The organism is Nitrospiria bacterium (genome assembly GCA_036397255.1).
GTDB lineage: Bacteria > Nitrospirota > Nitrospiria > DASWJH01 > DASWJH01 > DASWJH01.
Window position 1 is genome coordinate 56,702 of the sequence record DASWJH010000097.1, and the last position, 26,444, is coordinate 83,145.

General features: G+C 46.4%; 26 protein-coding genes. 17 read left to right on the plus strand and 9 right to left on the minus strand.

Annotated elements, in window-relative coordinates:
* Positions 1 to 33 precede the first annotated feature (33 nt).
* Positions 34 to 1,044 (minus strand): hypothetical protein, encoded by a 1,011-nt coding sequence (locus VGB26_13360; protein HEX9758765.1) that lies wholly within the window; start codon positions 1,042 to 1,044, stop codon positions 34 to 36.
* Positions 1,045 to 1,047: 3 nt separating this feature from the next.
* Positions 1,048 to 2,091 carry a putative zinc-binding metallopeptidase gene (locus tag VGB26_13365; GenBank protein HEX9758766.1) on the minus strand — a complete coding sequence of 348 codons (1,044 nt, stop codon included), beginning with the start codon at positions 2,089 to 2,091 and terminating at the stop codon, positions 1,048 to 1,050.
* Positions 2,092 to 2,403: 312 nt separating this feature from the next.
* On the opposite strand from VGB26_13365, the gene VGB26_13370 reads away from it, so the two are divergent.
* Positions 2,404 to 3,489, plus strand: coding sequence for a YjgN family protein (locus tag VGB26_13370; GenBank protein HEX9758767.1), 1,086 nt, complete (start codon positions 2,404 to 2,406; stop codon positions 3,487 to 3,489).
* Between the two features lie 20 nt (positions 3,490 to 3,509).
* The gene (locus VGB26_13375) at positions 3,510 to 4,622 is read left to right on the plus strand and encodes a M48 family metallopeptidase (protein HEX9758768.1); all 1,113 of its coding nucleotides are present in this window, start codon (positions 3,510 to 3,512) and stop codon (positions 4,620 to 4,622) included.
* A gap of 18 nt (positions 4,623 to 4,640) precedes the next feature.
* Here VGB26_13375 and VGB26_13380 read toward each other — a convergent pair whose 3' ends face one another.
* The 4 genes from VGB26_13380 to VGB26_13395 form a co-directional block, all read right to left on the minus strand.
* Positions 4,641 to 5,264, minus strand: coding sequence for a DUF3047 domain-containing protein (locus tag VGB26_13380; GenBank protein HEX9758769.1), 624 nt, complete (start codon positions 5,262 to 5,264; stop codon positions 4,641 to 4,643).
* A 43-nt stretch (positions 5,265 to 5,307) separates the two neighbouring features.
* Positions 5,308 to 5,721, minus strand: a complete 414-nt coding sequence (locus VGB26_13385; protein HEX9758770.1) for a hypothetical protein — start codon at positions 5,719 to 5,721, stop codon at positions 5,308 to 5,310.
* 259 nt (positions 5,722 to 5,980) lie between these two features.
* Positions 5,981 to 6,661: a dienelactone hydrolase family protein gene (locus VGB26_13390; GenBank protein HEX9758771.1), complete on the minus strand. Its 681-nt coding sequence runs from the start codon at positions 6,659 to 6,661 to the stop codon at positions 5,981 to 5,983.
* A gap of 96 nt (positions 6,662 to 6,757) precedes the next feature.
* Complete coding sequence (locus VGB26_13395; protein ID HEX9758772.1) at positions 6,758 to 7,603, minus strand: M14 family metallocarboxypeptidase; 846 nt, start codon at positions 7,601 to 7,603, stop codon at positions 6,758 to 6,760.
* Positions 7,604 to 7,849: 246 nt separating this feature from the next.
* On the opposite strand from VGB26_13395, the gene ffh reads away from it, so the two are divergent.
* The 13 genes from ffh to VGB26_13460 all read left to right on the plus strand — a co-directional run bounded on the left by ffh (position 7,850) and on the right by VGB26_13460 (position 17,828).
* On the plus strand, positions 7,850 to 9,184 hold the full coding sequence (gene ffh / locus VGB26_13400; GenBank protein HEX9758773.1) for a signal recognition particle protein: 1,335 nt from the start codon (positions 7,850 to 7,852) through the stop codon (positions 9,182 to 9,184).
* A gap of 101 nt (positions 9,185 to 9,285) precedes the next feature.
* Positions 9,286 to 9,558, plus strand: coding sequence for a 30S ribosomal protein S16 (rpsP, locus tag VGB26_13405; protein ID HEX9758774.1), 273 nt, complete (start codon positions 9,286 to 9,288; stop codon positions 9,556 to 9,558).
* 46 nt (positions 9,559 to 9,604) lie between these two features.
* Positions 9,605 to 9,835: a KH domain-containing protein gene (locus VGB26_13410; GenBank protein HEX9758775.1), complete on the plus strand. Its 231-nt coding sequence runs from the start codon at positions 9,605 to 9,607 to the stop codon at positions 9,833 to 9,835.
* 86 nt (positions 9,836 to 9,921) lie between these two features.
* Positions 9,922 to 10,446 carry a ribosome maturation factor RimM gene (rimM, locus tag VGB26_13415; protein ID HEX9758776.1) on the plus strand — a complete coding sequence of 175 codons (525 nt, stop codon included), beginning with the start codon at positions 9,922 to 9,924 and terminating at the stop codon, positions 10,444 to 10,446.
* The gene (trmD, locus tag VGB26_13420) at positions 10,436 to 11,200 is read left to right on the plus strand and encodes a tRNA (guanosine(37)-N1)-methyltransferase TrmD (GenBank protein HEX9758777.1); all 765 of its coding nucleotides are present in this window, start codon (positions 10,436 to 10,438) and stop codon (positions 11,198 to 11,200) included. Before rimM ends, trmD begins: the two co-directional genes overlap by 11 nt.
* 103 nt (positions 11,201 to 11,303) lie before the next feature.
* Positions 11,304 to 11,738, plus strand: a complete 435-nt coding sequence (gene rplS, locus VGB26_13425) for a 50S ribosomal protein L19 (GenBank protein ID HEX9758778.1) — start codon at positions 11,304 to 11,306, stop codon at positions 11,736 to 11,738.
* A 377-nt stretch (positions 11,739 to 12,115) separates the two neighbouring features.
* On the plus strand, positions 12,116 to 12,781 hold the full coding sequence (locus VGB26_13430) for a ribonuclease HII (protein HEX9758779.1): 666 nt from the start codon (positions 12,116 to 12,118) through the stop codon (positions 12,779 to 12,781).
* A gap of 12 nt (positions 12,782 to 12,793) precedes the next feature.
* The gene (locus VGB26_13435) at positions 12,794 to 13,174 is read left to right on the plus strand and encodes a YraN family protein (protein HEX9758780.1); all 381 of its coding nucleotides are present in this window, start codon (positions 12,794 to 12,796) and stop codon (positions 13,172 to 13,174) included.
* 11 nt (positions 13,175 to 13,185) lie between these two features.
* The gene (locus VGB26_13440; protein HEX9758781.1) at positions 13,186 to 13,608 is read left to right on the plus strand and encodes a hypothetical protein; all 423 of its coding nucleotides are present in this window, start codon (positions 13,186 to 13,188) and stop codon (positions 13,606 to 13,608) included.
* Between the two features lie 37 nt (positions 13,609 to 13,645).
* A complete protein-coding gene (ftsE, locus tag VGB26_13445; GenBank protein HEX9758782.1) occupies positions 13,646 to 14,317 on the plus strand; it encodes a cell division ATP-binding protein FtsE in 672 nt (223 codons plus the stop codon).
* Positions 14,311 to 15,210: a permease-like cell division protein FtsX gene (locus tag VGB26_13450; GenBank protein HEX9758783.1), complete on the plus strand. Its 900-nt coding sequence runs from the start codon at positions 14,311 to 14,313 to the stop codon at positions 15,208 to 15,210. The genes ftsE and VGB26_13450 overlap by 7 nt, the downstream gene beginning before the upstream one ends.
* Positions 15,207 to 16,427 (plus strand): peptidoglycan DD-metalloendopeptidase family protein, encoded by a 1,221-nt coding sequence (locus tag VGB26_13455; protein HEX9758784.1) that lies wholly within the window; start codon positions 15,207 to 15,209, stop codon positions 16,425 to 16,427. Before VGB26_13450 ends, VGB26_13455 begins: the two co-directional genes overlap by 4 nt.
* A gap of 33 nt (positions 16,428 to 16,460) precedes the next feature.
* The gene (locus VGB26_13460; GenBank protein HEX9758785.1) at positions 16,461 to 17,828 is read left to right on the plus strand and encodes a S41 family peptidase; all 1,368 of its coding nucleotides are present in this window, start codon (positions 16,461 to 16,463) and stop codon (positions 17,826 to 17,828) included.
* 116 nt (positions 17,829 to 17,944) lie between these two features.
* Here the strand turns inward: VGB26_13460 and VGB26_13465 are convergent, their stop codons facing one another.
* A complete protein-coding gene (locus VGB26_13465; protein HEX9758786.1) occupies positions 17,945 to 20,995 on the minus strand; it encodes a fused MFS/spermidine synthase in 3,051 nt (1,016 codons plus the stop codon).
* Positions 20,996 to 22,433: 1,438 nt separating this feature from the next.
* On the opposite strand from VGB26_13465, the gene VGB26_13470 reads away from it, so the two are divergent.
* Positions 22,434 to 23,438: a transposase gene (locus tag VGB26_13470; GenBank protein HEX9758787.1), complete on the plus strand. Its 1,005-nt coding sequence runs from the start codon at positions 22,434 to 22,436 to the stop codon at positions 23,436 to 23,438.
* A complete protein-coding gene (locus tag VGB26_13475) occupies positions 23,435 to 25,048 on the plus strand; it encodes an Ig-like domain-containing protein (GenBank protein HEX9758788.1) in 1,614 nt (537 codons plus the stop codon). The genes VGB26_13470 and VGB26_13475 overlap by 4 nt, the downstream gene beginning before the upstream one ends.
* A gap of 146 nt (positions 25,049 to 25,194) precedes the next feature.
* Here VGB26_13475 and VGB26_13480 read toward each other — a convergent pair whose 3' ends face one another.
* Together VGB26_13480 and VGB26_13485 are read right to left on the minus strand one after the other, a co-directional pair.
* Positions 25,195 to 25,626, minus strand: coding sequence for a type II toxin-antitoxin system VapC family toxin (locus VGB26_13480; protein ID HEX9758789.1), 432 nt, complete (start codon positions 25,624 to 25,626; stop codon positions 25,195 to 25,197).
* Positions 25,623 to 25,913: a type II toxin-antitoxin system prevent-host-death family antitoxin gene (locus tag VGB26_13485; GenBank protein ID HEX9758790.1), complete on the minus strand. Its 291-nt coding sequence runs from the start codon at positions 25,911 to 25,913 to the stop codon at positions 25,623 to 25,625. The genes VGB26_13480 and VGB26_13485 overlap by 4 nt, the downstream gene beginning before the upstream one ends.
* Positions 25,914 to 26,444 lie beyond the last annotated feature (531 nt).

A 26,444-nucleotide genomic window follows, 5' to 3' on the forward strand; every position in this document is an offset into this window, starting at 1 on the left:
AGCCATCCCTCCCTGTTCATCTTAGAGCATAAGTTAGTTTTTAAAAGCCAGATTGAGAATGCGCTGAATGAGCTCATCAAAGGATATCCCGGCTTTCTGAGCCGACATAGCAAATTCCTCCTGTGCGGCCAGGCCGGGGTTGGGATTTGCCTCCAGGATGACAACGCGACCCTCTGGGGTTAAACGAAGATCAATCCGTCCATACCCTTTGATTCGGAGGACCCGGTACACCTTCTTGCAAATTCGGGCAATTTTCTCCGGTAATCCGTTGGAGAGTGTCTTTGCAAAAATGTTTTGAATCCCCCACCTTTCCCTGTAGTCTTCATCCCATTTCGCTTTAAAAGTTGAAAACTGTGGGCGGTCATCGGGCATTTTCGAGAAGACAACTTCACGGAATGGGAAAACGGAGAGACGTTGGTTCCCTAAAATGCTTACATAGAGTTCCCTTCCATCGATAAATTCTTCGGCCATGGCTTCTTGATCCATTTTCTCATGAATGAACCTGATCCGATCTTCGAATGCCTGGTCATTTTCAACGAAGGAACCCTGGGAAATGCCGTAGGACCCTTCCTCCTGCAGGGGTTTAATGAAGAGGGGAAAGCCGAGGTTTTTGGAACGCTTGATGGCGGTCCCTCGTGGATAAATCATAAAATCAGGGAAGTCAATCCTGTGGTAGGCAAGAATTTCCTTGGACATTCCTTTATTTTTACAAAGGGTGAGGCCGGTGGGGCCACTTCCCGTATAGGGGATATCCAGCATTTGTAAAAGACTGGCCACGTTTCGTTCGTAGGCCGATTTGTTGTTAAACTGTTCCGGAAGATTGAATACCACATCGGGGGGGTGTGATTTGATTTCATCCACAATCAACCCGGGATCGTCAAAAACGCCCAGCACCCGGACCTCATGGCCCAGCCGGTTCAGGGCATCGATCACGTCATTTTCTGTAATGCGTTCATCGGAATCCAGTTCCCCGCTGAAATCTAAATCTTTGGGGGGATGGCAAGAAATATCGAACAGGACTAAAACTTTTAGCTTTTTTTTCATTCTTTATTTTCTTTTAAACCTTCCCGTATGCCGGTAGTTGGAAGCCATGGCCGCAAGGTAAGCGGTAAACTCCAACCCGGATTTTTCGGGGTCGCTTCCAATTCTCAAGTCTAACTCCGCACACCGCTCGGAAATCGATCTTAAAAGACGATTAATGGTAAATTTGGGTTCCCCTGTCCAGGTGGATACCGCATTCAGGATCGATTTTCGATTTCGCCTTAAAAAAATGGTGGCCCGTTGGGCGGAAGATGAATCAGTGGGTTCGCAAAAAAGTCTTTTCAGATCAGAATCAAAGAAATCGGGAAGATCCTCAGCATAAAACCGGCGGCGCCGCTGATAAAATTTTTTGAGCTGAGAGCGCAACCGGGAGGCATCGCAGATTTTTTTTCGGGAGACCACCAACGGAGGCGTTCCCGCCAACGCCTTCATCACTTGATCGACAAATTCCAGCTTTTCCAGAGCTTTCCAGTCTTTGTATTGATGCCTCCAATTCAGTTCAGGGGTTAACCAGATAGCAAAGGTTTCCGCAAAATCCTCTTCCGGATGGCTTTGGGCGTACCAATCATCTAAATGTTTGACGTACCTCTTGCTGAAGGGCCTGGCCCGGTAAAATTCCGAATATTCAATGGAGGGGGACCCGAAAATTTTTTGCCATTTTTTCCTTTTACCCAACAGGTAGGCATGGTTGATGACATGGCCCATTTCGTGGCGAAGGAGCTGCATGCACCAGGTATCAGTTCCCCCTTCAACCTCCATCATCATCCGCTCTTCAAGCTTTTCCAAGCGCGGATGAGCCAAATAAAATGGAATGGCGATGGTACAGGCGCCTTCAGGACAGAACCACTCATCCCCAAGGTAGAAAAGGGGTTTAAAGGAGATGTTTTTTGCTTCTAATTCTTTGCAAAATAATTGAATTTTTGATTCTAACTCTGTTCCATTAATTTTCAACCCAAGATCACAAATCCGCATCTCCAGGAGTTTTTCGTCTGTTAATTGTACCCAGTCAAACTCTTTGCAGGGTTGTTCGTCTGATGGTGGCTTATTCATCTTGCCCATTTTACCAAACTATGCATTATTTTGGCTAATTTAAAAGAATGACTTTCAACTTTTACCCAAAAAAGGCTGAGGTGGGAAGGTTTTCGGTTTTTTGCCTGATCTTTAATCTTCGCATATAATTACTTTTAAAGTTTTGAAATAACCCAATTACAGGTTGTAGGTTTAGTCTTTGAACCCCATTTTAATTTATAATTGATTTTAAAGGGTAGGGAGGATAAGTCAATGCTAATCAGTGGTATGAGATGTTCCAAATGCGGGTTTACCCAAATGTCGTCGCCTTCCTGTAAATCCTGTGGGGTCTCTATGAACGGCAAGAATGGGATGACCACCCATTCAATGGAAACTCAGACCCTTTCCATACCGGCCCCCAGACAGGAGGCTCTCGTCCCTGCTCAATCGTTTGGGGAAACTTCAGCGGATTATTTAAATGCCCAGGAGGACTCAAACCCATCCCGTCAGCTTTTTTTCTTTGGCAACGGGGGAACGTTGTTGGGAATCCATGTGGTTAATTTTTTCCTGACCCTGATCACTTTAGGAATCTATTCTTTTTGGGGAAAGGTTAAGATTCGAAATTATCAATGGGGCCAAACCGAATTGGAGGGGGATCGTTTTGCTTACCATGGTACAGGAAAAGAACTATTAACCGGATTTTTCAAGGCCTCCCTTTTGTACATTGGGGCGGGTGCATTAATCGAGGTTTCCTCCCGGTTGCCTGGGGGAAAGCCGGTGGAGTTTGCAATCATCCTCTTCGCCGCTTTTATGATGTTGACCCTTGTCACCATTGCCATGATCGGTCCATGGCGATACCGTTTGAGTAGAACGTCCTGGAGGGGAATCCGTTTTTCCTTCCGGGGAAGCCTCCAAGATTTTGCCAAAATTTATATCGGGGGCCTCTTTTTGATGGTGATCACCTTGGGTTTGTATTATCCTTTCCTTCAAACAAAAATTTTCGGTTTTAAAATGTCCAATGCCTGTTTTGGCAACAAAAAATTCTCTTTTGATGGAAAGGGAAAAGACCTTTTTGGAAGCTTCCTGCTGACGGTCTTATTATTGATCCCGACGTTTGGCCTTTATTGGTTTTGGTTTAAGGCTAAAATGAGACGTTATTTGTATAACCACACCGCCTTCGGTCCTGCCCGTTTGAAATCCACCGTAACAGGGGGAGGCCTATTGTGGCTTACACTGACCAATGGCCTTTTGCTGATTTTTACGCTTGGGTTTGCCTGGTCTTGGGTTTTGGTTCGAACCATTCAATTCAACTATACCTATCTGTCATTGGAAGGACCATTGAATTTGGCCTCCATTCAGCAGGAGGCCAAAGGTGCAACGGCCATGGGCGAAGGACTGGAAAGCATCTTGGACCTTGACTCGGGTTTTGAAGCCGCATGATTGAATGGTAAACTAAACCCATGCGAGGAAAGTGGCAAGGAACCTTCCTAGACGGAAAAACCCCAAACCCTCAAAAGGTCTCGATCCGAATTATGCAAACGGGTTTGGAGATCACGGGGGAGGAAGCAAGCGCTTTTCTTTGGCCTTTTTCCGAAATTCGCCAGACTCAAGGAAGTTATCAAGGGGAACCCGTTCGCCTTGAACGGGGCGGAGAGATTGCGGAAACCCTTCAAATCTCTGATCTTGCCTTTCTCACAGACCTGCATCAAAAGGTTCCTGGGTTAACCCTTCGTTTTCATAACCCGGGTCAACGAAAATTAAGAGTTAAACTGACCGTTTTGGCAGGCGTGGGGGCGGTTGCACTTTCGGGGGCCCTTTACCTGTGGGGCATTCCCTCCCTGGTTTCGGTGGTGACCCCTTATGTTCCTGTCTCTTGGGAAGCTCAACTGGGGAAGGGGGTTTTTGAAGAGCTCGCCCCAGAAAAAATGAGAAGCAACGATCCAAACCTCAAAGAAGCCATTGATAAAATTTCCGATACATTATTAGCCTCGCTTAAAAACCAACCCTATTCTTTTCGAATTGCCGTTGTAGATAATGCTGCCTTTAATGCCTTAGCCGCACCGGGAGGGTATATCATTGTGTATCGGGGATTATTGGAAGAAACACAATCCGCAGAGGAATTGGCGGGTGTTCTGGCTCATGAATTTCAACATGTATTAAAGCGACACGCAACAAAAGCCATTCTGCATTACGCTTCAACGGGAATTCTGATTGCCGCTTTGACTGGGGATGCCACCGGGGCAATGGCCTTTGGGGTGGATATTGCCCGGAGTTTTGGGATGCGGCAGTATAGTCGGCAGACGGAACGTGAAGCCGATGAAGCAGGGATGAAAATGATTTTAGAGGCGGGGATTGATCCCTCAGGGATGATCTCCTTTTTTGATTCACTTCAAAAACAGGAGAATGGGGCTCCGAATCTTATGAAATATTTCTCTACCCACCCTGAGGCGGCGGATCGGGCACAATATTTGAAATCACTGGCGGACAAATCTCAAGCGCCGGTGGTGCCGCTTTTTCAACAAGGTGAATGGGAGAAGATTAAAAATGGCTTTTCTGGTCCCGGGAGCCACTAAGGTAACGGTTCTGAATTATTATTCTTTAAGGCCAATCATCTTGCCGATTTCCGCTTCTACCCCGGGGTCAACCAAAAATCCCACTCCGTAAGCCTCACCCTTTGGTTTTCGTCCAATGATTTTTTGAAAATCCTCCACCGCATTGATCCGTTGGGTCACCCAAATCTCCGGATCCGGGGGACCATTTTGTAGAACCACTTCTGTTGGGCGAAAAAAACCTCCCTGTTTCATTGATCCCACGGCCCGCTTTTGGCTCCATACATATTTAATATTGGTGGGAATCCCAAAAATGTCTTTGTCCAGGGAAATATAGACATATACTTGGGCTTCAGGATCCTCAGGCCATTTTTTCACTCGCCATTTCCATTCGACGATAGGAAAGGTTGAGGAATCCCATGAAAGTTTTTTAAAAACCCGAATCGCTTTTTCTTTTCCATGACCCTGAAGATAGGTGTCTTGATTATTTTGGATAACCGTGTAGATTTCCTTTGCTTTGGATTCATCGCTGCTGACTTTCCACCCTGCTGGAAAAGTGGAAAAATCCGCAAGGGTGATTTTTCCTTCCTCTGCCCATAAGGGGGTGGTTCCAAAAAACAGATAAAGATAAAAAAAAGCGATTAAAAGAGTGCACGAGGGTTTCATTTTTCTCCTGAGATTCAACCGGTTGGCTGTTCAAGGTGTGATTTTAGTGAGGACCTCCCCCTCCTCCCCTTCCTCCGTGGAAAGGCAGTGTGTAATATTTCTCTTTTAATTCTGGGTGTTTATCCAAAAAGGTTTTGACCTCTGTTTCATTGCCCAAAACCTCTTTTTTACGGGTATTGTACTCGTCAATGGTCAGGTCATAAGAAGAGAGGATTTCTGCGACCATGGCATTGATATCTTTTTCCCATTGCTCCATGAGTTCCATGGAACGTTCTTTCCCACTTTGCTCACGCATAAATTTGAACATGCCCTCTCCGATTTCAATCTGGGCTCTGATATATTTTTCCATTTCCCCCATTTCTGCCTGAGCAGAACCTAAAAAAACGGAAAAAAAAGTGACCGCCATCAACCCGGCCATGACCCATTCCTTCCACAGGGCTTGTTTCCCTTGCTTCATATTTTTCTCCTTTAACTGAAAGTGTGTTAACACCGATTTCCATATCAGGGTAGCGTTCCCCTAATAGGCGGGTCAATAAAAAAAACGTTTTAAATGGAAAAGTGCTGGTTTTGAAAAAATAAAGCGATCTCTATAGTTAAAAGTCTATGGACGCTAAAACTTTTTAAGAGGGTTGGATCCGTTAACCCTGGTTTTTTAGAACGTTTTAATTTGGTGGTTAATCCAATCTGTTTTCCGGAACAAGGTGATTTCATTTTTTTTATTTTAGGTGTTCCCTGAAAAAAGCCAGCATCCGGTTCCAGGATTTTTTTGCCAGCTCTTCATTGTAGACTTCTTTTCGACTGTCGTTAAAAAAAGCGTGGCCAACCTTTGGAAAAATACTAAACTCGGCCTTCTTGCCCAGAACCCTGAGTTGTTTTTCCAAAGCGTGGGCAGCATCGGGCGTCACAAAAGTATCCTCTTCCCCAAAGAATCCAAGGACCGGGGCCTGCAGATGGGGGAGGTCGGGTTTTACATTGGGATGGATGCCGTAATAATCTGTGCAGGCGCCGATGGCGGGATTCTTCGAGGCGGCAAAGAGAGCCAGCTGTCCTCCCATACAAAATCCGACACACCCGACCTTTTGGCTTGTCGTGGCGGAATGACCGACCAGGAACTGGACTGCGCCTTGAAGATCTTTTTCGGCTTGATCCATCCTAAGGGCCATCATCAGTCGGCCCGCCTCATCGGGGGAAGTGGTGTTTTCCCCGTGGTAAAGATCAGGGGCTAGAGCCAGAAACCCCTCGGAGGCAAATCGGTCGCAGACGTCTTTGATGTGGGGGACGAGGCCCCACCACTCTTGAATGACAATCACCCCCTGGCCCTTTCCCGATTGTGGAACGGCTAAATAACCGGGTGTGGTTGCACCGTTTGATGTGAAATTCACCATTTTACCGGCCATGACCCTTTCCTCCCTTTTGAGAATGATACCTTTTTAAAAAAGCCTTATCCTAAAACAATGCCCTGACTAGCGTCAAGCGGGAAGGAGGGTTATAACTTACCCCTCTTTCCCGGCAGTTCTTTTTGTTTTTACAGTCTTTTGAATGCGCTCTAAAATAACATCCATTGCGATTAAATGAATTCTAGCCCGGTCTTTTAAGGGAAGATGAACGGGTGTTTCGGATGTAATGCATCGAGGGGTTCCTCTTGTGTAATGAAAAAAGGCCTGGGGCCAATCTTTTCTTTCTTGAATCAGGGTCTCGAATTGAGGTTCAATGTCCTGCCGGGTAATGATTCCTTTTCTGCTTTTTAAACCATCAATTTTAGAGTGGTGGTTAATGGGAAAATGTTTTTCAATGGCCTGAATAATGTATTTTCCCCACCCTTTTTCCCCATTGGGATTGATCTCATAAAGGTAAAACCCATGGGTATCAATATCTTCATGGAATTCGATGGAAATATCGAAGGGTCTAGGACCTACGGCCTGTCGAAACAGGGTAACCTCCAATGGGGCTTTTCGTTTTCGAAATTGCCGGTTGAGGTCAACGTTTTCCATGTTTTCCCTGGTGTTATGTTCGTACCCGTAAGGGTTGAGGCAAGGGAAAATGGTTAAATGATATCCCGTTTCTCCCAGTTTTTCTTTCCAGTATTGCTCTAAAAAAAGCAGAACGGCTTCCACACCCGAAGGTTCGTTTCCGTGGGTTCCTGCGGTTAAACAAATTCTTGTTTGAGTGGGGATTTTTCCCTTTTCCGGGTTTTTGGTCTGAACCTGATAAAAGGGATATAAAAGATCAGGTGGAATAGCAATAGTCCCTAATTGAATTAAATTAATGAAAGGTGAATTTAAGGATATTTTTTTGAGGCGTTCCACCACTTTTTGATAGGAACGGGTTTTTTTTAACATGGGGCTGAATCTACCATAGGGTTAAATTATTTGTAAAGGAGATCAGTCGGTTTGGCCCGTGTCTTCCTTGTGATTTTCCCATCTTTTTCGTTCTCGGGAGGCTTTCTCCCGTTTTGGAGGAATTTAAAGGAAGTTTTCCTGTTCTAAACCCCTGTTTTTCCTTGACAAGAAGGGGTGGTTTGGCTAGACTGGAGAACTTGAATCTCAACGCTTTTCACCTTTCCAAAGTGATCCCAAGTGTGATGTATGCTTGACCAACTGAGTTCAAAGCTTGATGCTATTCTCAAGCGCCTAAAAATAAGGGGTGTTCTCACCGAAGAAAATATTACCGAGGCCCTCAAAGAGGTCCGGCTTGCCTTGTTGGAGGCCGATGTTCACTACCGCGTGGTGAAGGATTTTATATCGGGGGTCAAAGAAAAGGCCGTGGGCCAGGATGTATTAAAGAGTCTTACCCCCGGGCAGCAAGTGGTCAAGGTGGTTTGGGATGAACTCCGACGGTTAATGGGGGAAAAGGAAAGCCCCATCCGTTTAAACCCTAATCCTCCGACGGTCATCCTATTGGCCGGTCTATATGGGGCCGGAAAAACCACAACCGCGGGGAAACTGGGTGTTCATTTTAAAAATCAGGGAAAAAAAGTTTTATTAGCCGCGGTGGATGTTCATCGTCCTGCGGCCGAAGAGCAGTTAAAGAGACTTGGGGAGCAAGGAGGGGTTGACGTTCAGGGGTTAGAGGGAAACTCGGATCCTGTTTTTTTATGTCTGCGGGCAATGGAACGAGGGGAACGACAAGGGTATGACCTTGTCATTTTAGATACGGCCGGTCGACTGCATGTGGAAGAAGACCTGATCCAGGAGCTTCAACGCGTGAAGGAAGCGGTCAAACCCCACGAAATTTTATTAGTGGCCGACGCCATGACCGGGCAAGATGCCGTTCAAATTGCGGAGCATTTTCATGGTGCATTGGGTTTGAGCGGTGTTATCTTGACCAAGATGGAGGGAGACGGACGCGGAGGGGCGGTCCTTTCACTTCGCGCTGTGAGTGGCGCCCCTGTTAAGTACGTGGGATTGGGTGAGCGACTGGAGCAGCTGGAGGTTTTTTATCCGGACCGGATGGCTTCCAGGGTTTTGGGAATGGGGGATGTCCTTTCCTTAATCGAAAAAGCCCAGGAAAGTTTTACTCAAGAACAAGCCGTTGATCTGGAAAAGAAATTAAAATCCAGTTCTTTTACGTTAGGGGATTTTGCGGAACAGATGAAGCAGGTTCGAAAGCTCGGGTCTATTAATGACCTGTTGGCGATGATACCGGGGGGGCAACGCCTCCAGGCCAAGGCGAACACCGAAGACGCGGAACGGGAGATTATTCGCGTTGAGGCGATCATTAATTCCATGACCAAACGGGAGCGCCTGGATCATACGATCATTAACGGGAGCCGCCGTAAGCGGATTGCGAGGGGGAGCGGATCGAGTCTCCAGGAAATTAACCGGCTAATCAAAAATTTTCTTGAAGCCCGACGAATGATGAAGGTTTTTTCCGGTAAAGGTAAAAAACGAGCCTTGGCTCGGTTTTTACCTTCTTTTTAAGATTTGATGGGTTCCAAAGGAGTTTCCTGTTTGGAAAAAAAGGGGTTTGAAAACATCGGATTTCAGCCCGAAAAAATTAATATTTAGAAGCGAGGTGAATTGTGGCTGTTACTATTCGGTTGACACGTAAAGGAAGACGAAAAAAACCATTTTATCGAATCGTGGTTGCGGATTCAAGAAAACCCAGAGACGGGCGTTTTATTGAAATTCTCGGAACCTATAACCCTCTGACTGATCCTGCGACGATCAATCTGAAAAACGACCATGCCGTGGACTGGCTTAAGAAGGGTGCCCAAGTGTCCGATACCGTAAAACAAATCTTCAAGAAAACAGGTCTTTTGCCGCAGAGAAGGACGGCCAAAGAGACGTCTTGATGGATGGGTATCGCTCTCTGCCTTTTTGATCATGGAGGTGGCGCCGATGAAGGAGCTCATAGAGAATATCGCAAAATCTTTGGTTGATAAACCTGAGGACGTTTCGGTGAAAGAGACCGAGGGAGAGAAAACCACAATCATTGAGCTTCGGGTTTGCCAGGAAGACCTTGGAAAAATAATTGGGAAGCAGGGGCGAACCGCGCGGGCCATGCGCACCCTCCTCAATGCGGCGGGAACAAAAATGGGAAAACGGTGTGTGTTGGAGATCCTGGAGTAGTGCGTGTGGGTCAAGCCCGGTGGTTGGACAACCTAAAACGCCGGTTAATTTTAAAACAGCAGCTGGTTAATTTATTTTTTTACTGAATGAAAAAAGAGTGTGTCGTCATCGGAAAAATAATTGGGACCCATGGTTTAGGAGGAGTGGTCAAGGTGGTTCCCCTTACCTCTTTGGACAAGCGTTTTGAGGATCTTCATGAGGTGATGGTCGAGGGTGTGAGTGGAAACCGGGCCATTTTTCATATTGAACGCTTGCAGTATCAAAACGAATTTCTCTTGCTGAAATTTAAGGAATTGGAATCTGAATCCCAAGCAGAAACAATGGTAAACGGAACCCTGCAAATTTTTGAACAGGATCTAGCTCCCCTTCCGAAGGGCAGTTATTATCATTTTGAACTTTTAGGAATGCAGGTTTACACCGTGGAGGGAAAATGGCTGGGGGAGCTTCAGAACATTTTTCCAACAGGTAGTAACGATGTGTATGTGGTTCAGGATGGAAAACAGGAACATTTGATTCCCGGTATCCGGGAAGTGGTTCAGGAGGTGGATGTTTTGAACAAAAAAATGAAAATTCATGTGATAGACGGGTTATTGGAAGACAATGGATTGTAATTTTATTACAACATTTCCCGAGCTCCTCCAATCCGTCCTTCGGGAAAGTATCCTGAAGCGGGCTCAGGAGAAAGGTCTCCTTAGGACCCGGGTTTTGAACCTGAGAGATTACGCCACAGATCGGCATCGGACCACGGATGACACTCCCTATGGAGGGGGGACCGGAATGGTCATGAAAGCTGAGCCGATTTTTCAAGTGATAGATCAATTATTCAGTGAAGGGAAAAATTTGCGGATAATCATGCCCAGTCCTCAGGGAAAACCTTTTTCCCAGGAAATGGCCCTTGCCTGGAGTCAGGAATCCCGGCCTTTGATTTTTATTTGCGGTCATTATGAGGGGATTGATGAGAGGGTTCGTTTGGGTCTTCCGGCGGAAGAAGTGTCTTTGGGGGATTACGTTTTAACGGGAGGGGAACTGGCCTCCCTGGTCATGGTGGATGCAACGGTCCGGTTGATCCCTGGTGTTTTGGGAGATGCTCAATCAATGGAATGTGATTCTTTTATGAACCATTTTTTAGATTTTCCCCATTATACTCGCCCGGTCCAGTTTCGAGGGATGAATGTTCCGGAGGTTCTGTTATCGGGTAATCATGAAGCAATCCGATGTTGGCGGAAAAAGCAAGGAGTGAAAAATACCTTGCAGAAACGGCCCGATTTGCTAAGCCAACGGTCCCTGGACACAGAAGAAAAACGGTTTTTGGAGGAGATTCAAGAGGAAAGGGTTGGTGATCCCGGTAAGAAATGGGCGTGTTGAACCCCCAAGCGTCCGCGTCTTTTTCAAAGGGACTTTATCGATGGATTTTAAATTTGCAATGTCATGCCGAGCATGATTTGATTTTTAAGGAGGCAAAACCATTATGAAACGATTAGAACGGCTTGAGCGAGGCCTTCAAAAAAAGGACATTCCGTCTTTTCAAATTGGTGATACCGTTCGGGTTCACCTCAAGGTTCGTGAAGGAGAAAAGGAACGCATACAGGTTTTTGAAGGGGTCGTCCTTGGCCGCAAAAGGGGAAGAAACCGCGAGACCTTTAGAGTCCGTAAAGTTTCCTACGGCGTTGGGGTCGAAAGGATTTTTCCGATCCATGCGCCTTTCCTGGAAAAAATAGAGGTGGTTCGGGAAGGGAAAGTGCGAAGGGCCAAGCTGTATTACCTGAGGGAGCTAAGAGGTAAGGCTGCCCGTGTCAGTGAGCGATCTGCGGTGGTAGAAATTCCGAAAAATATTCTGGAACCAGAAGCGGACTTGGTTGCCGCCGAGCCGGTGATTAGTGCTGAGGTCAAAGCCGAAGGGTGACCCTTTGGACAGCCTTTTGAACAGATTTTCCCTTTTTTTAAAATTTTTCTAAGGTGCCTGCCTGAAGAAAGGGTTGCGCCCAGGAGATTGCAAAATTTGCAATTCTCTCCGTGGCCGTCCTGGGCATCTGGTGGAAGGAAGCCAGGTTGCCGGGGATTAAGCAGGGTGGAAATATTTCAATATTTTCAATCCTTTTGGGCTGCAGCCTTCATCATGTCTTTTGTTCTCAAAAGCTCCTTTTGTCAAGGTTTTTTCAAAAAGGGAATAACCCTTTTCCCCCATTGGCCTATTTTCCGAGATTTATTTTTTCAAAAGACGTCAAAAACTGAAATTTTTGGTACACTTTTAACGAAAAACCATCCGGTTTTATTGGGCCCTTGACATACGAATTCAATGAAAAAGTTGAGGATGAATTAGAGCGGGCAAGGCTTCAAACATTGCTCGTTTTTGAGAGAGAATGTTATCGTCAGGGGTTTCATTGTGTCGCCGGATTAGACGAAGCGGGGCGGGGACCCCTAGCGGGTCCGGTGGTGGCCAGCGCCGTCATTTTACCGGTTGAACTTTTGGTTCCCGGGTTAGATGATTCTAAGAGGTTAACCCCCAAGGAGAGATTGGTTCTCTATCCGCTTATTTTTGAAAAGGCATTGGGCGTGGGTATTGGGGTGGTGGACCATGACGTGATTGATAAAATCAATATCCTTCAAGCAACCCTTTTGGCAATGAGTGAGGCCTTACAGGATCTTGGGGTTTCTCCCGATTTTCTTTTGGTAGATGCCCTCAAGGTGCCCCGGACTGACATTCCCCAAAAAGCCTTGATCAAAGGGGACCAACGGAGTTTATCCATTGCTGCTGCTTCGGTGGTTGCAAAAGTGACACGGGACCGTCTCATGCAGGATTACCATCAGCGATTTCCGGAATACGGATTTTTATCCCATAAGGGGTATCCCACCCCTGAGCACCTGAGAAGAATACGGCAATACGGGCCCTGTGCCATTCACCGAAAAACCTTTCGCGGGGTGGAACAGCCCCCCATTCCATTTTAGAAGGAGGCCGGTGTGTCCAGAGAAATTGGGCTGGAAGGGGAAAGAGAAGCGGCGCGATATTTAAAGAAAAAAGGATATGCTATTATTACGAAAAATTTTAGGGCTCCCGGCGGAGAGGTCGATATTATTGCCCGGGATGGGAAGACTTTGGTTTTTGTGGAAGTCAAAACCCGGAAAGGGGGCCAGTTCGGAGAAGGTCATTGGGCGGTGGATGCAAGAAAGCGAAAACATTTGACCTTGGCGGCGATGGCCTATCTGGTCAAGAAAGGGATTCGGAATCGGCCGTGCCGGTTTGACTTAGTGGTTTTGGATCAAGAAGCGGGTCTCCCTCCAACACCGCGGTTCGAACTGATCAAAAATGCCTTTGATGCGGAATTTCAGGAAATGGGATGAGGAGCGCTTGAATGATTAGTGGTTTGAATACCGATGTTGAATTTGAGGGAAAAGTGTATCATATTCAAACCGAGGATGGGGGGATCAAAAACCCAGTCGTGGTGACCCACCTTTTTTTTAGTGGGGCCATTGTTTCCTCTCGGAAGACCGGTTATTCCTCCGGGGATTCTCAGGATGGATTGGCTGAGAAGGTCAAGGGAGTGATGAAGGACCAACACCGGGCCATGATGAAGGATTTACTTTCGGGACGGTACCGACCAGGGGCTACCCCTCCTGTTGAGGAGAAACCTAAACCGCAACCCCCGCCGAGCCCTCCGATTCCCCAGCAAAAAAAGGTGGCGCAACCTCAACCCCAAAAGGCAGAGCGAAAAAGTTTGGATGATTTAATTTTAGATTACCTGTCTTCAAGGGAGTCAGAAGAATCGGGAAGGTGAAGAACCCCCTTTTCTCTTTGATCATGGTCTTTACTCCATGATACAGATGTTTCATGTTACAAAGTCCTATGGCCATGGTCCCCCTGCCTTAAATGATATCAACCTCTATGTTGAAAAAGGCGAATTTGTTTTTATCATGGGTCCCAGCGGAGCGGGGAAGACCACGTTGCTTCGGCTTCTGTTCTGTACGGATAGACCCGATGAAGGGCAAATCTTAATCCATGGACGAAATGTTGCCCGGTTAAACGGAAAATCTGTCCCCGACCTTCGAACCAAAATCGGATTTATTTTTCAAGATTATAAACTGATTCCCCGGTTTACGGTTTTTGAAAATGTGGGTATCCCACTTCAAATTCAAGGAATGGGGAGGGGCGAAATTCGCCGGCGGGTAATGGATCTACTGGACTGGGTGGGGCTTGAACAACGGGCTAAGGCCTATCCCCGACAACTGGCTGGAGGGGAACAACAGCGGGTGTGTATTGCAAGGGCCCTGGCAAATGAACCTGCCATAATTTTGGCTGATGAACCCACAGGAAATTTGGATATGGGCCACTCGGAAGAGATTTTGGGATTGCTGCGGTATATTCATGGTCGAGGGGCAACGATTTTGATGGCCACCCACAATCAAACCCTTGTGGCCAAATATCCCAAACGCCTCATTCATTTAAAAAAAGGATGTTTGGTGGGGGATGAGGGGCCCCAATGGTAAGAAATTCAATCTATTTTCTTAAACAGGCCGTGCGGGGACTGCAGGAACACCGTATCCTGGCCCTCATGACGGTTCTATCCATCTCTTTAACCTTTTTATTCTCGGGTTTGTTTTTTCTGGTATATATTAATTTAGAACAGTTAGGCGGAACATTAAGAGGTCAAGTCCGCATGATGGTCTATCTTCAGGATGCATTCAAGGAGAATGGGATTTCCTCGCTCGGTGATCAATTAAAAAAGGAGAAAGGTGTAGAGAAGGTTATTTTTCTCTCAAAAGAAGACGCCCTCCATGAGTATATCAATGAGCTGAAAGGAGACCCCAAATTGTTAGAAGGCCTGGGTGAGAATCCTTTTCCAGCCTCCTTTCAGGTTCTTATTGAAAAGTCTTTTCAGAACAGCGATTTTATGGAAAAATTAAGCCAGCAGATCAGACAGTGGGAGGGGGTGGATGAGGTGCGCTTCCGAGATGAATGGGTGAACTTTCTAAACCAGGTTCTGACCTTTTTAAAATTGGGTGGGATTTGGTTGGGCGGTTTGCTGGTGTTGGGAATCCTGGCCATCGTCTCCACCACGATCCGCTTGACCGTTTATGCCCGGCGGGAAGAAATTCAGATCTTAAAATTTATGGGCGCCACGGATCGGTTTATCATGGCACCGTTTTTTATTGAAGGGCTGTTCATTGGGATGATTGGTTCGGGTTTTTCTCTTTTCTTACTGATGGTGTTTTTTGAATTCTTTGGAGATTCGGTGGAGGGTGGCTTTCAGTACGGGGGCTATTCCAGTTTGGTTTTCCTGACCCAAAAAGTAATGGTCTCTATGTTGGGGGCGGGAATCCTGCTCGGGTGTTTGGGTAGTCTCATCTCGGTTCGGGGGGTTTTACGGGAGGAATTTTGAAAAAAAGACCGGGGTATTCATGGGCCATTTTAATATTTTTGCTCTTATGGGTGGGCATCGGGGGTTTCCCCCCCCAGGCGTTTTCAAAATCTGCATCTGAAACACAGAAAAAGCTGAAGCAGGAGCAGCAACGCCTCGAAGTGTTGCGTGAGAAAATCCGTGCCACTCAGGAAGAAAAGGAAAAAGCAGGAAAGAAGGAGCGTTCACTTCTAAAAACCTTGGAGCAATCCGATCAGACCCTTCAGTTGAGACGACAAGAATTATCCGTGATTGAACTTCGCTTAAAGCAAAGTCAGGAAGAGTTGGAAGCCCTTTCTCTTTCCATTGGGGGTTTGCAAGGGGAGATCGAGAACCAAAGGGAGCGGTTAAAAAAACGGCTTCGGGCAGGTTACATTGCCGGCAAGGAAGCCTCGCTGAGTCTTTTTTTGGAGGCCAATGACGGAAATGAAATGGGGCGACGCTACCGGTATTTAAAATGGATCTCAGAGCGGGAAGCCCAGTTGCTTCGGGAATACGAACGGTCCATGGAAACCCTCCAAGTACAAAAGGATCAATTGGCAGAGGTTCAAGAAAATAAAAAGAAGACCTTTGAGGGAAAACAGGCTAAAATTGCGGAGATCGAAAAAGACCGTGTTAAACGAAGGCAGCTTTTGGTCAAGCTCCGGAAGGAACTCTCCAGCCGTGAAAAATTATTAAAAGAGTTGGAGGACAGTGCCGCCCACCTTCAAACCTTGATCGGCCGCTTGACCCAGGAAAAAGGGAAAGCTTCCATCGGAAGGGGGTTTGCGCGGTTGAAAGGCCGTTTGGGTTGGCCTAGCGGTGGTCCGGTGGTCACATTTTATGGCAGACAAAAGCATTTGAAATTTGATACTCTTGTTTTTAAAAAAGGAATTGAAATTGAAGCCAAACAGGGAGATCCGATTCAAGCGGTTTTTGATGGAAAAGTGGTTTACGCGGATTGGTTTAAAGGGTACGGCATTTTAATAATTCTTGATCATGGCGATCATTATTTTTCTTTGTATGCCCATGCTGCAAAAAACCTGGTTTCCGTGGGGGATCAGGTTCGGGAAAAGCAGGTGATTGGCGAAATTGGTGAAACAGGCTTCACTCAAGAAACGAAACTCTACTTTGAGATCCGGCACCGGGGGCAACCCCAGGACCCTCTCCCTTGGTTGCAACGGAGACCTAACACCATCGGATCCGAAAAGGGGTCATGAGTTGGTGAGTGATATTAATCAGGAGGAAAGGATATGAAGGTACAAAACCCCATTCGGTTTTGGATTGCAACCCTGGTCATGGGCGTCGCACTCATTCTCGGGATACTTCTTGGAAGGGGATTTGAAAACCATGTGATGGCGGAGAGTGAAAGTTATGGTGATTTAAAGGTGTTTGCAGAAGTACTTTCCATGGTTCAAAAAAATTACGTGGAAGATGTGAAACCCCAGGATTTGGTTTATGGGGCGATTCGGGGCATGCTCAATACGCTGGATCCTCACTCTGCCTTTATGCCTCCGGATATCTACAAAGAGGTTCAGGGGGACACACGGGGAGAGTTTGGCGGTTTGGGAATTCAGATCAGTATTAAGGATGGCCGATTGGTGGTCATTTCACCCATTGAAGAAACACCCGCTTTTGAAGCAGGAATCCAGTCCGGGGATTTTATTGTCAAGGTGGATGATGTTCCCACCAGGGATATGACCTTGATGGATGCCGTCAATAAGATGAGGGGTCCGAAAGGAACGAAGGTGACCCTTTCGATCCAACGGGAGGGTGAACCCGAATTATTGGATATTGTCCTCACCCGGGAAATCATCAAGATTCAAAGTGTGAAATCCGAAGTTTTGGAAAAGACCATTGGCTACATTCGCCTTAGCCAATTTCAAGAGAAAACCACCAGGGATTTAGGCAAGGCCTTGGACAAGTTGGAGAAAGAAATCCATATGGAAGGGTTGGTCCTTGACCTACGAAACAATCCAGGGGGGTTGTTGACGGCCGCAATCGGGGTTTCCGAACAATTTCTCGAACCCGGGAAATTGGTGGTCTATATTAAAGGCCGAGACGAAGGTAAAGATGAATATCTTTCCAAAGGGCAGCGGATCAATCAGGAATTTCCCATGATTATTCTAGTCAATGCGGGAAGTGCAAGCGCTTCCGAGATTGTTGCCGGCGCACTTCAGGATTGGGGAAGGGCCGTGGTTCTGGGAACCCGAACCTTTGGGAAAGGTTCGGTTCAAACACTGCTTCCTTTATCCGATGGTGCGGGGTTGCGACTCACCACCGCCCGGTATTACACTCCTAAAGGGGGTTCGATCCAAAACACGGGAATTGAACCCGACATTGTGGTCGATCCCCTGCCGGCAGGAAAAAAGTTCCAGCGACTGCGGGAGAAAGATTTAAAAGGCCACCTGGAAAACGAAGAAAAGGAGACGGTTCCGGAGATCGCCCCGGAGGGAGAAGAAGAACCGATGTCCCCTTCTCCTGACATGGACTTTCAGGGTGAGACCGGGGAAAAACAGGACATTCAGCTTCAAAAGGCCATTGATATTTTAAAGAGCTGGAAAATCTTTAAAAAGCTAGGAACCCCTACCCAGGTGACGGAAAGCAGTGAAGGGTTATAATTTCCTTCCCGGGAAATGCCACCTTTTTTCCCTCGGATGATTCTTGGTCCGAGGGAAAAACCCAGATTGCCCTTTCTTGATGATCCCCAAACGTGAATAATCCATCCCGAACGGATTTAGGGTAAATTTAATTTCCTAAGCTGTTGTTCGGCCTGCCGAATCCACTGTTGATACACACCGGAATTTGGAGCCATCCTTAAAAAAGATTCGAAATATTTTTTGGCTTCTAGTGTGTTGCCTTGGGCTTGAAGCAATGTGGCCAAAGCGAAATAGGGATCGGGAAATTTTGGGTTCATTTGAATCGATTTTTGAAAGGCGGGGATTGCCTTTTCCACCCGTCCTAAACGCGCATACAGATTTCCGACAAAGAGTTGCGCTTCAAAAAATGTAGGGTTGATTTGAAGGGCGGTTTCCGCGGCTTTCAGTGCGGCCTCGAGATAGGCCGTTGGCGGGGTTTGTTGGGCGCTTTCGAGCGGGATATTTTGGGCGAGAGTGAACAGCAATTTCGCCATTAAAAGATGTCCCTGTGGGGTTTCATGGGTTTCCATGGAGCGGGTTGAATAAAAATGGGCATACCCCAGGGAATCTTTCCGGTGAATACTATTCTGGCGAAGATAGGCATAGGCGAGTTTTAAAAGGAGGTCCGCTTGCACCTCATTTGGAAAATGTGAAAAACCATTAATATAATGGGTTAGGTTGGCATGTTGTTTCAGCATATTTTCTCGGATTGCTTCCGGCTGGCCATTAATCCGCCCGGAGTAATAGTCCAAAGGCCCGTTGACCTCCACCCAGGCGTTATCATCGGTATTGGCCACTGAGTCACTCAGGTAGGTGTTAACTTCATTGCTCCCCAAAGCAAAGGTGGAGAGAAGGTCGGAAATACTTTGAATCTGAATCCGCTTCATATCGCCTTGGACGGTTTTATCTTCAAGGGCCGCAGCCAGGGTGCCAATATTGATTTCAATGGGTGAAACGGATCCCAGGAGAATAATGTCTGGAGGGGCTGGATCAAATACCATAACGTGGGGAAAGACCGATTGAAACGCCTTAAGAACGCTTTTAAAATTCTCCTCCGTCATTCCGTAAATGGAAATCCATTGACAAAAAATTCCACCCTCTTTAAGCCGATTGGCGCCCAGCTGGAAATAATCCTGGGTAAAAAGGTTGGAGACCCCCGAAAGCCAGGGTAGGGAGGGCTGGGAAGTAATAATGTCGTAGGTTTCGTGTGTGGTCAGCAGGTGATTTCTTCCGTCATTGATGATGATATTCAACCGGGGGTCATTTTTTTTAAGTTGGTTCATATTGCTGAAGTGATCGGCGGCGCGTACCACGGCGGGTTCGATTTCAACCGCATCGAGTCTCTGAACGGGGTAGAGCTGTGTGGATCCCAGTGTGACGCCAGTTCCCAGCCCGATGGAGAGCATGGCCTCCCGTTTTCCGGTTTCAGGTCCACCCACCATCATGGGAAGGTGTCCTAAAAGAACATGGGTCCTAAGATATTGCTCCCCTCCCTCAGGCCTTCCGTCATTTTTTAAAAGACGGTTGCCCTCCGGATCACGAACCACGGTCACCGTGGCGGTTTTTCCCTCCTCATAGAAATCGAGCTTCACGTTTCTCGTCATTTTTTCCTTAAAAGCGGTCCATCCGCTATCTTTTTTCATCTGTTCTATGACCTTGAGGTAGGTGGGATATTCAATTCCGAGGTTAAACGTCATCATGATGGGGTTCCATGGAATATTCCACCAGCCGACCATGAGGGACAATGCAACGATAGACCCGCCCACAATCCCTTTTCGGTATGATGTCCACGCGGGACTGCTGAGGGAGAGAGCCGCCCCCAAAATAAGATTGATCAGTATGGTAACAAGCAAGGTGGCCTGAAGGCCAAGAGCCGGTATTAAAATGAATCCTCCCATGAAGGCCCCGATGACCGCTCCGATGGTATTCACGGAATATGCATCCCCCGTGGAGCGGCCCATTTGTTGAACCAGGCTTTGATATAATTTGATCACTACAGGAAAGGTTCCCCCGAATAAAAAAGTCGGGATAAACATGATCACCATTGTCGCAATAAACCATAACCCCATTATCAGCCAGTCCGGGTGGTTATAGAATGCCGGCAAACCCCAGGAGATGGCGTTGAGAAAAAAGTAAGGAAGCCGTTCCAGGAATATGGCCCCCACATAACAGCTGATGCCGATACCGATTTGAATCAGTGCAAAGGTCGCTGTGGGTTGTTTGATGCGGTGCAGTACCTGTGTGAAAAAAGCGCTTCCAAGGGCAAGGCCCAATAGAAACGTGGTCAGCATGGCGCTGAATGCATAAATGGATGACCCCAAGCTAAGAGAGAGGACCCGTGTCCAGACCACCTGATACACTATTGCGGTGTATCCTGAGAGTGCAAAGCCGGCCAGAACCAGTGCAACGGCCCATCGGCCGGGCTGCTCCAGCATAAAAGGATTGCGGATCGGTTGAGGGGAAACCTCTTGTTGAGGAGGGTAGGACGGTTCATCGGGATTTTTTGAAAGCACCGATCCGAATAGGCGTTTGCTTTTCAACGCCATCCAACCCGCCGTCACACCGATGATAAGGTTGAAAGCCACGGCCACAAAGGTGGTGGTTTGAACACCCAACGCTGGGAGGAGAATAAACCCGGTTGCGAATGTTCCGGCTACGGCTCCGGTGGTATTGAGTGCGTAAAGGGTCCCGATGCGCTGTTCCGCCCGTTCAGGACGGTGGGTGTAATGGCTTGCCAAAACCGGAAGAGTGGCACCCATTAAAATGGTAGGAATAAGAAGAACTGCCAGTATTAAAATAAAACGGAAAAAATTAAACCAGTAAAATGTCGGGTGATAGAGATCCCATAGGGATTGATAGAGGGGAACCAGCAGGGGAAATATGATCGGCACCAGGAGAGCATACATTCCGATACCGATTTCCAAAACGGCATAGGTGAGAAGGGGGTTTTTCCAGCGATCGATGAAGCGTCCAAACCACAGGCTTCCGATGGCCAGGCCCCCCATAAATGCCGTGAGAACCGTGCTGACTGCCAGTGTGGTGGAGCCAAAAATCAGGACCAGCATCCGAAGCCAGATGGCTTCATAGATCAGGCTGCTCATGCCGGAAAGGAAGAAGCAGATTAAAATGATCCTTCCCGCCCAGATCATGTTTTTTCCCCGTTGTCTTCCTTCGTCATTCCCGAAATTTTTAATCGTGATTCCAGGACCTCTTTTTCTCCCTCCTTTGTAAGGAGGGACATAGGGAGGTAGAAGAAGGGTTTTAGATCAACATTTTTTAGCTTCCCCCTTTGAAAAAGGGGGTCATGGATATTTGAGTTTTTATTTTTTCTTCTAAATATCTTCCTCCATGCTGTCATTCTTGCGGACCTGTCCTCGTTTGATTTTAAACGGGAAGCGGGAATCCAGAAAGAAGATCTTATTTTAAAGGGTTTAGGAAGAAGTGAAAAATAGTTGTTGGAATCAATCAAAGACATTCGCTGATGTGCCATTCCTCACCCGTTCAATAATTGAACGGGTGAGGAATCTTTAAGTTCCAATTTTACCAAAAGGGGTCCTAATCGAAATTCATTGTACCATAAAGAAACAATTAAGAAATATCAAGGATTTTAGGGGTTTAGGGTTTTTCAAGTCAGAAGCAGCCAACTTTTCATCGGTTTCTGAATCGTTCTCTAAATATCACTAGAAAATTTAACTTCTCATTTAAATTTGGGACCTTAATCGGACAAGTTTTTAACCAATCTAAATTTTATTAATTTACTTTCAATAATTTTTAGACCCCCTTCTTTGACTTTTCTTGACATAAAAAATTGCTCGCCCGGTGAAAAATTTCTTCTCACCTCTTTATTCATCTTTGGAATTTTGGTAGGGCCCTTGTCCCCCAAGAGGAGAGGGCCAAAAATTGGAGGCGGGTGTCTCTTACAACAATCTTTTTAGGGTGAAAAGGGGGATTTAAGGTTAGAAAACACCAATATTTTTGAGTTTTAATCTTTCATATCAAATACTTACCTTGGTCCGACCCCATCCCAATTATGAATATAAAAATTGAAAACTTATTAAAATGATCAGTCCCTGTAAATTTGGAAAAGCATATTAGGAAACTTTTGAAAGTAGTACCACCCGAACATCTCGTGGGACTTGAAAAAATTACACAAAGACGGAAAGCAAAGAACGGGGTCGGACCAAGTTAAAGGGTTGAAAAAAAAGAGGATAATAAATTTTGGGATAGGTTTTGAGGGCTTAAACAGGTGTTTTTGGTGTTAAAAACTTAGGTTTAAGAAAAAAATGGCAAGAGCCAACCGGCATTATGTTCCTAACACTGTGATAAGGGGGGTAGCTCAAGTCGCTTGTTGTCCATTCTCTTTTAAAAAAACGTGAATCGTTGGGAATTAGGTGGTAGGCGAATAAAAAAGATATTAGGAAAAAAATGTTATCGAGTAAAAATATTGTCAAAAAAATTCAAACAGTTCTTTTAGGAAGCTTTTCCTTTTTACTTTTTCCATTGTGCCTTCCAATTGCTGGTCATGCAGATCAGGCTAACTACAATCATAGTGGGGTCAGGCATGTATAATTGACATTATTAGGATAAATGTCTAAGATGCTTTCCATGGCGCGGAAAGCGAGAATTCATTATCCTGGAGCCTTCTACCATGTGATGTGTCGAGGCAACCAGGGGCAAAGGATTTTTAAAGATGACCGTGATCGAATATATTATACCTCCCTATTAAAAGAGAGTCCCAAACGCTTTGGATACAAACTGTATGCCTATGTGTTAATGAATAACCATGTGCACCTGTTAGTTGAAATTGGCCGAACTCCCCTATCCAAAGTCATGCAGAATATTCTTTTTAGATATACCCGGTATTGGAATAAAAGGTATCGAAAAGTGGGGCATTTGTTTCAGGGAAGATACAAGGCATTCTTGTGTGATAAAGATGCATATTTGTTGGAGTTGGTCCGGTATGTCCATTTAAATCCTGTTCGCGCTAGGTTGGTTAAGTATCCTGAGGGGTATCCATGGAGCAGCCATAGAGCCTATTTAAGTGGGGAGGGACAGGGATGGATCAATGTAGAAGGACTCCTTCCACATTGGGGAAGGAATAAAAAGGTAGCAATACAAAGGTATGGAAGATTTGTGAAGGAAGGGATAAAACAGGGGCACCGGGAAGATTTCTATCAAGTAGTAGATCAGAGGTATTTAGGGGATGAGGGTTTTGTAGAAAAGGTAGAGGAGAAGGTAACAGAAGATGAGCCACACCAGAAGGTGGAGATAAGATGGGATGAGATAAAGAAGGAGGTATTAAAAGAGTTTGGAGTAGCCGAGGCAGCCATCATGCATGGTGGTCGGGGCAGAAAGGCGGTACGGATAAAGCGAATCATAGCGTGGTTGGGGAGAGAGGTGGGGGGATTTACGATCAAGCACATGGCACAACAGTTGGGTCAGGATGCAACGGTGCTTGGTCGTGGATTGGTAAAGTTAATGGAGGAACTGGGGGAGGATAAGGTACTTCAAAGGCAGGTGAAGGAGTTTAGTGTGGGGTTGAGAAAGGGACGTTTACCTAAAAGATCTATTAAGCGCCTGACCCCATTATGACCCCATTACATTACATTATAAAAATGAAGCAGGGCTGGAAATTAATCGGCTTTACGGTATTTGTAAGCGTACTTCTTGCCTTCTCTGCGGTCTTTGCAGAACAAGAGTTTGATCTTGATGAAGGTCCAAACGACATCTTTCCCGGTCCCTTATCAATCCTTTATGAAAACTGTTCGGTAAGCGTTCTGAATCGAACAAATTTTCCAAATTTTGATGGTACTTTTTCAATATCAAACGTTCCAGCAGATGGGACATTGGTAAAAGCAAGGGTGACATGTCCTAGGGGAGATGGTACAACGCTTTTTGGAGAAAGTATCCTTGTTTCTCCAAATCCAAATAGTCAAAACTTAATTGGTGATCTGGTTTTAGGTACAGAAATTTCTCCCATCTTAAATACTGTTACCTTCACCTCCTCCAAACCCTCTCTCACCAGCCTCGGGGACACAGTCCAGTTGACGGTGACGGGTACCTTTGACAATGGATCAACAGCGGATGTAACAAATGAACCGGATACTGTTTACACTACCAGTAATCCCAATATTGCGACAGTTGAAACCACGGGTTTGGTGACGGCAGTTTCATCGGGGACGGTGGTGTTGTCTGCCAGCAAGGATGGTGTTCTTTCCACACTGATTTTGATGGCGAGTACCGGAGCGGCGGGGGATTCTGATGGAGATGGGATACCCGATGATTATGAAACCGCAAATGGTTTAAATCCCAGCGACCCCAACGATGCTGGGCTAGATCCGGATGGGGATGGGTTATTCAACTTACAGGAATTCCAAACCGGGACCGATCCCAATGTAGCCGACACGGACGGTGACGGCATCTCCGATGGCGCAGAGGTGGCCGGAACCAATGGTTTTGTGACTAACCCTTTGTTGGCCGACACCGATGGAGATGGCATTCGTGATCTCTTGGAGATCCAAACGGGTACCGATCCCACCGATCCCAATAGTTATAATTTGGCCCAGGCCCTTTCATCCATTTCCGTGAATCCCTTTAGCTTTACTCTGACCGTCAATACCATCCTGGCCCAAGAGGTATCAAGACAGTTATCTGTAACAGGTAGCCTGATCGATGGGACCACCATTGATTTAACATCTACCACAAAGGGAACAGCTTATAATTCATCGGACCTCTTGATCTGTAACTTCGGCCCAACTGATGGTGAAGTCTTCGCCGGCCAGGATGGCCTCTGTAACGTTACAGTCTCAAACATCGGGTTCTCTGATACCGCAAGCGTAAGTGTGGAGACCTTTTCTCCCGTTCCCCTTTCTTTTGTGGATCTACCTGGCATACCCTACAATCTGGATATCAAAGAAAATTATGTCTATGTTGCCGATGGAGTGGGAGGCCTTCAGGTGGTGGATGTCTCAGACCGAAGTTTTCCTCAGATCGTCAGCTCTCTCAATACCCCCGCCACCAACGTCCAGGTAGTGGGAGATATCGCCTATTTATCCGGCGGCAGCGGAATAGGCTTCTATGTAGTGGATATCTCCTACCCTTTAAATCCCAAACTGCTGGGGAGCGTAGATACACCGGGTTTGGCCTGGGATGTGGCCATCTCATTTAAGGGGTCAAGTCGCTTGTTGTCCATTCTTCATTAAATAACGTAAAACGTTAGGCGTGAGTCGAAAGGGGAAAAACAATACCAATGAGACAACCCCGGTAGACCCATGCCGTCATTCCCACAGGTATTTATTGGGAATCCAGTTCATGTGTTTCTTTTATCATTAATTCCTTTGGAAATCTCTCAAAACTCAGCAGGCAGGAGAGAAAAACCTTCTTTTTTAGCCGAATCCCTTAACCGATGGTCAAGACAAACCAGGTAATGGTTTTTGGGAAGGTGGCCCGACCAGGTCAATGCAGCAGCCAATTGAAGAGCATCCGCGGTTCTTAGTGGATGAACGGATAATAAACGCTCAGCATGTTCACGGACAACTGGTGTGGGATGAATTTCGGTCCATGTGTCCGCAAGCTGTTTTAGCACCGCCCTAGCCTGGTCCGTTCCCTTAGGGGTCAGCATCTCCTCACGGGCTTGGCGTAGCAGTGCTGATGTGCATTCAATGCGGGTTGCCCACCAAACCACCATTGCCTGATCCGCTTTGAGGGTTTTTCGAAGTACGGGAGAGGTGGGTTCATTAACACAAAGAGGGAGTATGGCGGAGCTGTCCCAGAATTTCACCGCCCATCCTCACGTTCCTCAAGAAGGGCTTGTAAAACAGATCCTTTTGGGTCTTGAGGACGAGGTAAGGTCCAAAAATTTTTGGGGAGTTTCCCTTTACCGATAGAGACTAGCCCTGCTTTTTGCATTTCTAGAAGCTCCTCCGGGATCGTTCCAGAGGGGGAAATGGGGACAAGTTTTGCGATCGGTTTTCCCCGCTTGGTGACGATGACTTCTTCCCCTGATTTGATTCTAAGCAGATACTCGCTTAGCGAAGCTTTTAGTTTTGAAACGTCGGCTTTTTTCATGGATAACCATTATGGATATTTCAATATGACCATGATAGTCTAATAAAAAGATCATGTCAAGCCTGTTCCATAAGAAAGAGTTAGAACGCTAGGACAGGGTCGGACCAAGTTAAAGGATTGAAAAAAAGTAAAGGGGCCAAGGGGCTTGTTGTCTGTTCTCTTTTAAAAAGCGTTGGAAGTGTTAAAGGGGAAAAACCTTTCTACCCCCCTTATGTCCCTCCTTGTATCTTGAAAAATGGAATTATAAAGTATGTTAAACAAAGTTAAAAACTCATCCATACGGCGTGGTAGACCGACCCTCCTTCGGTTAAAAGAACCCGTTTGTAAGCTTGGGTCACCACGTCCACTATTATCGTAGCCCGAACAGTTGCCAGGGCCATGAGAGCCCGTATGTTGCAAGGAAGGGCTAAGAATTGGAGGAAATCTATGAGGGTGCCTTCTGATGATACCCTGGAAACAGGTAATGAAATTTTTGTTGGGATTGATATCTCCAAAAGTACGTTGGATGTTGCGATTTGGCCAAGTGGCAAA

Bases quoted from the DNA above. Each gene is read 5' to 3' on its own strand.
- VGB26_13360 (HEX9758765.1), bottom strand. From the start codon at position 1,044: ATGAAAAAAAAGCTAAAAGTTTTAGTCCTGTTCGATATTTCTTGCCAT.
- VGB26_13365 (HEX9758766.1), bottom strand. From the start codon at position 2,091: ATGAATAAGCCACCATCAGACGAACAACCCTGCAAAGAGTTTGACTGG.
- VGB26_13370 (HEX9758767.1), top strand. From the start codon at position 2,404: ATGAACGGCAAGAATGGGATGACCACCCATTCAATGGAAACTCAGACC.
- VGB26_13375 (HEX9758768.1), top strand. From the start codon at position 3,510: ATGCGAGGAAAGTGGCAAGGAACCTTCCTAGACGGAAAAACCCCAAAC.
- VGB26_13380 (HEX9758769.1), bottom strand. From the start codon at position 5,264: ATGAAACCCTCGTGCACTCTTTTAATCGCTTTTTTTTATCTTTATCTG.
- VGB26_13385 (HEX9758770.1), bottom strand. From the start codon at position 5,721: ATGAAGCAAGGGAAACAAGCCCTGTGGAAGGAATGGGTCATGGCCGGG.
- VGB26_13390 (HEX9758771.1), bottom strand. From the start codon at position 6,661: ATGGCCGGTAAAATGGTGAATTTCACATCAAACGGTGCAACCACACCC.
- VGB26_13395 (HEX9758772.1), bottom strand. From the start codon at position 7,603: ATGTTAAAAAAAACCCGTTCCTATCAAAAAGTGGTGGAACGCCTCAAA.
- ffh (HEX9758773.1), top strand. From the start codon at position 7,850: ATGCTTGACCAACTGAGTTCAAAGCTTGATGCTATTCTCAAGCGCCTA.
- VGB26_13410 (HEX9758775.1), top strand. From the start codon at position 9,605: ATGAAGGAGCTCATAGAGAATATCGCAAAATCTTTGGTTGATAAACCT.
- rimM (HEX9758776.1), top strand. From the start codon at position 9,922: ATGAAAAAAGAGTGTGTCGTCATCGGAAAAATAATTGGGACCCATGGT.
- trmD (HEX9758777.1), top strand. From the start codon at position 10,436: ATGGATTGTAATTTTATTACAACATTTCCCGAGCTCCTCCAATCCGTC.
- rplS (HEX9758778.1), top strand. From the start codon at position 11,304: ATGAAACGATTAGAACGGCTTGAGCGAGGCCTTCAAAAAAAGGACATT.
- VGB26_13440 (HEX9758781.1), top strand. From the start codon at position 13,186: ATGATTAGTGGTTTGAATACCGATGTTGAATTTGAGGGAAAAGTGTAT.
- ftsE (HEX9758782.1), top strand. From the start codon at position 13,646: ATGATACAGATGTTTCATGTTACAAAGTCCTATGGCCATGGTCCCCCT.
- VGB26_13450 (HEX9758783.1), top strand. From the start codon at position 14,311: ATGGTAAGAAATTCAATCTATTTTCTTAAACAGGCCGTGCGGGGACTG.
- VGB26_13460 (HEX9758785.1), top strand. From the start codon at position 16,461: ATGAAGGTACAAAACCCCATTCGGTTTTGGATTGCAACCCTGGTCATG.
- VGB26_13465 (HEX9758786.1), bottom strand. From the start codon at position 20,995: ATGATCTGGGCGGGAAGGATCATTTTAATCTGCTTCTTCCTTTCCGGC.
- VGB26_13470 (HEX9758787.1), top strand. From the start codon at position 22,434: ATGTCTAAGATGCTTTCCATGGCGCGGAAAGCGAGAATTCATTATCCT.
- VGB26_13475 (HEX9758788.1), top strand. From the start codon at position 23,435: ATGACCCCATTACATTACATTATAAAAATGAAGCAGGGCTGGAAATTA.
- VGB26_13485 (HEX9758790.1), bottom strand. From the start codon at position 25,913: ATGAAAAAAGCCGACGTTTCAAAACTAAAAGCTTCGCTAAGCGAGTAT.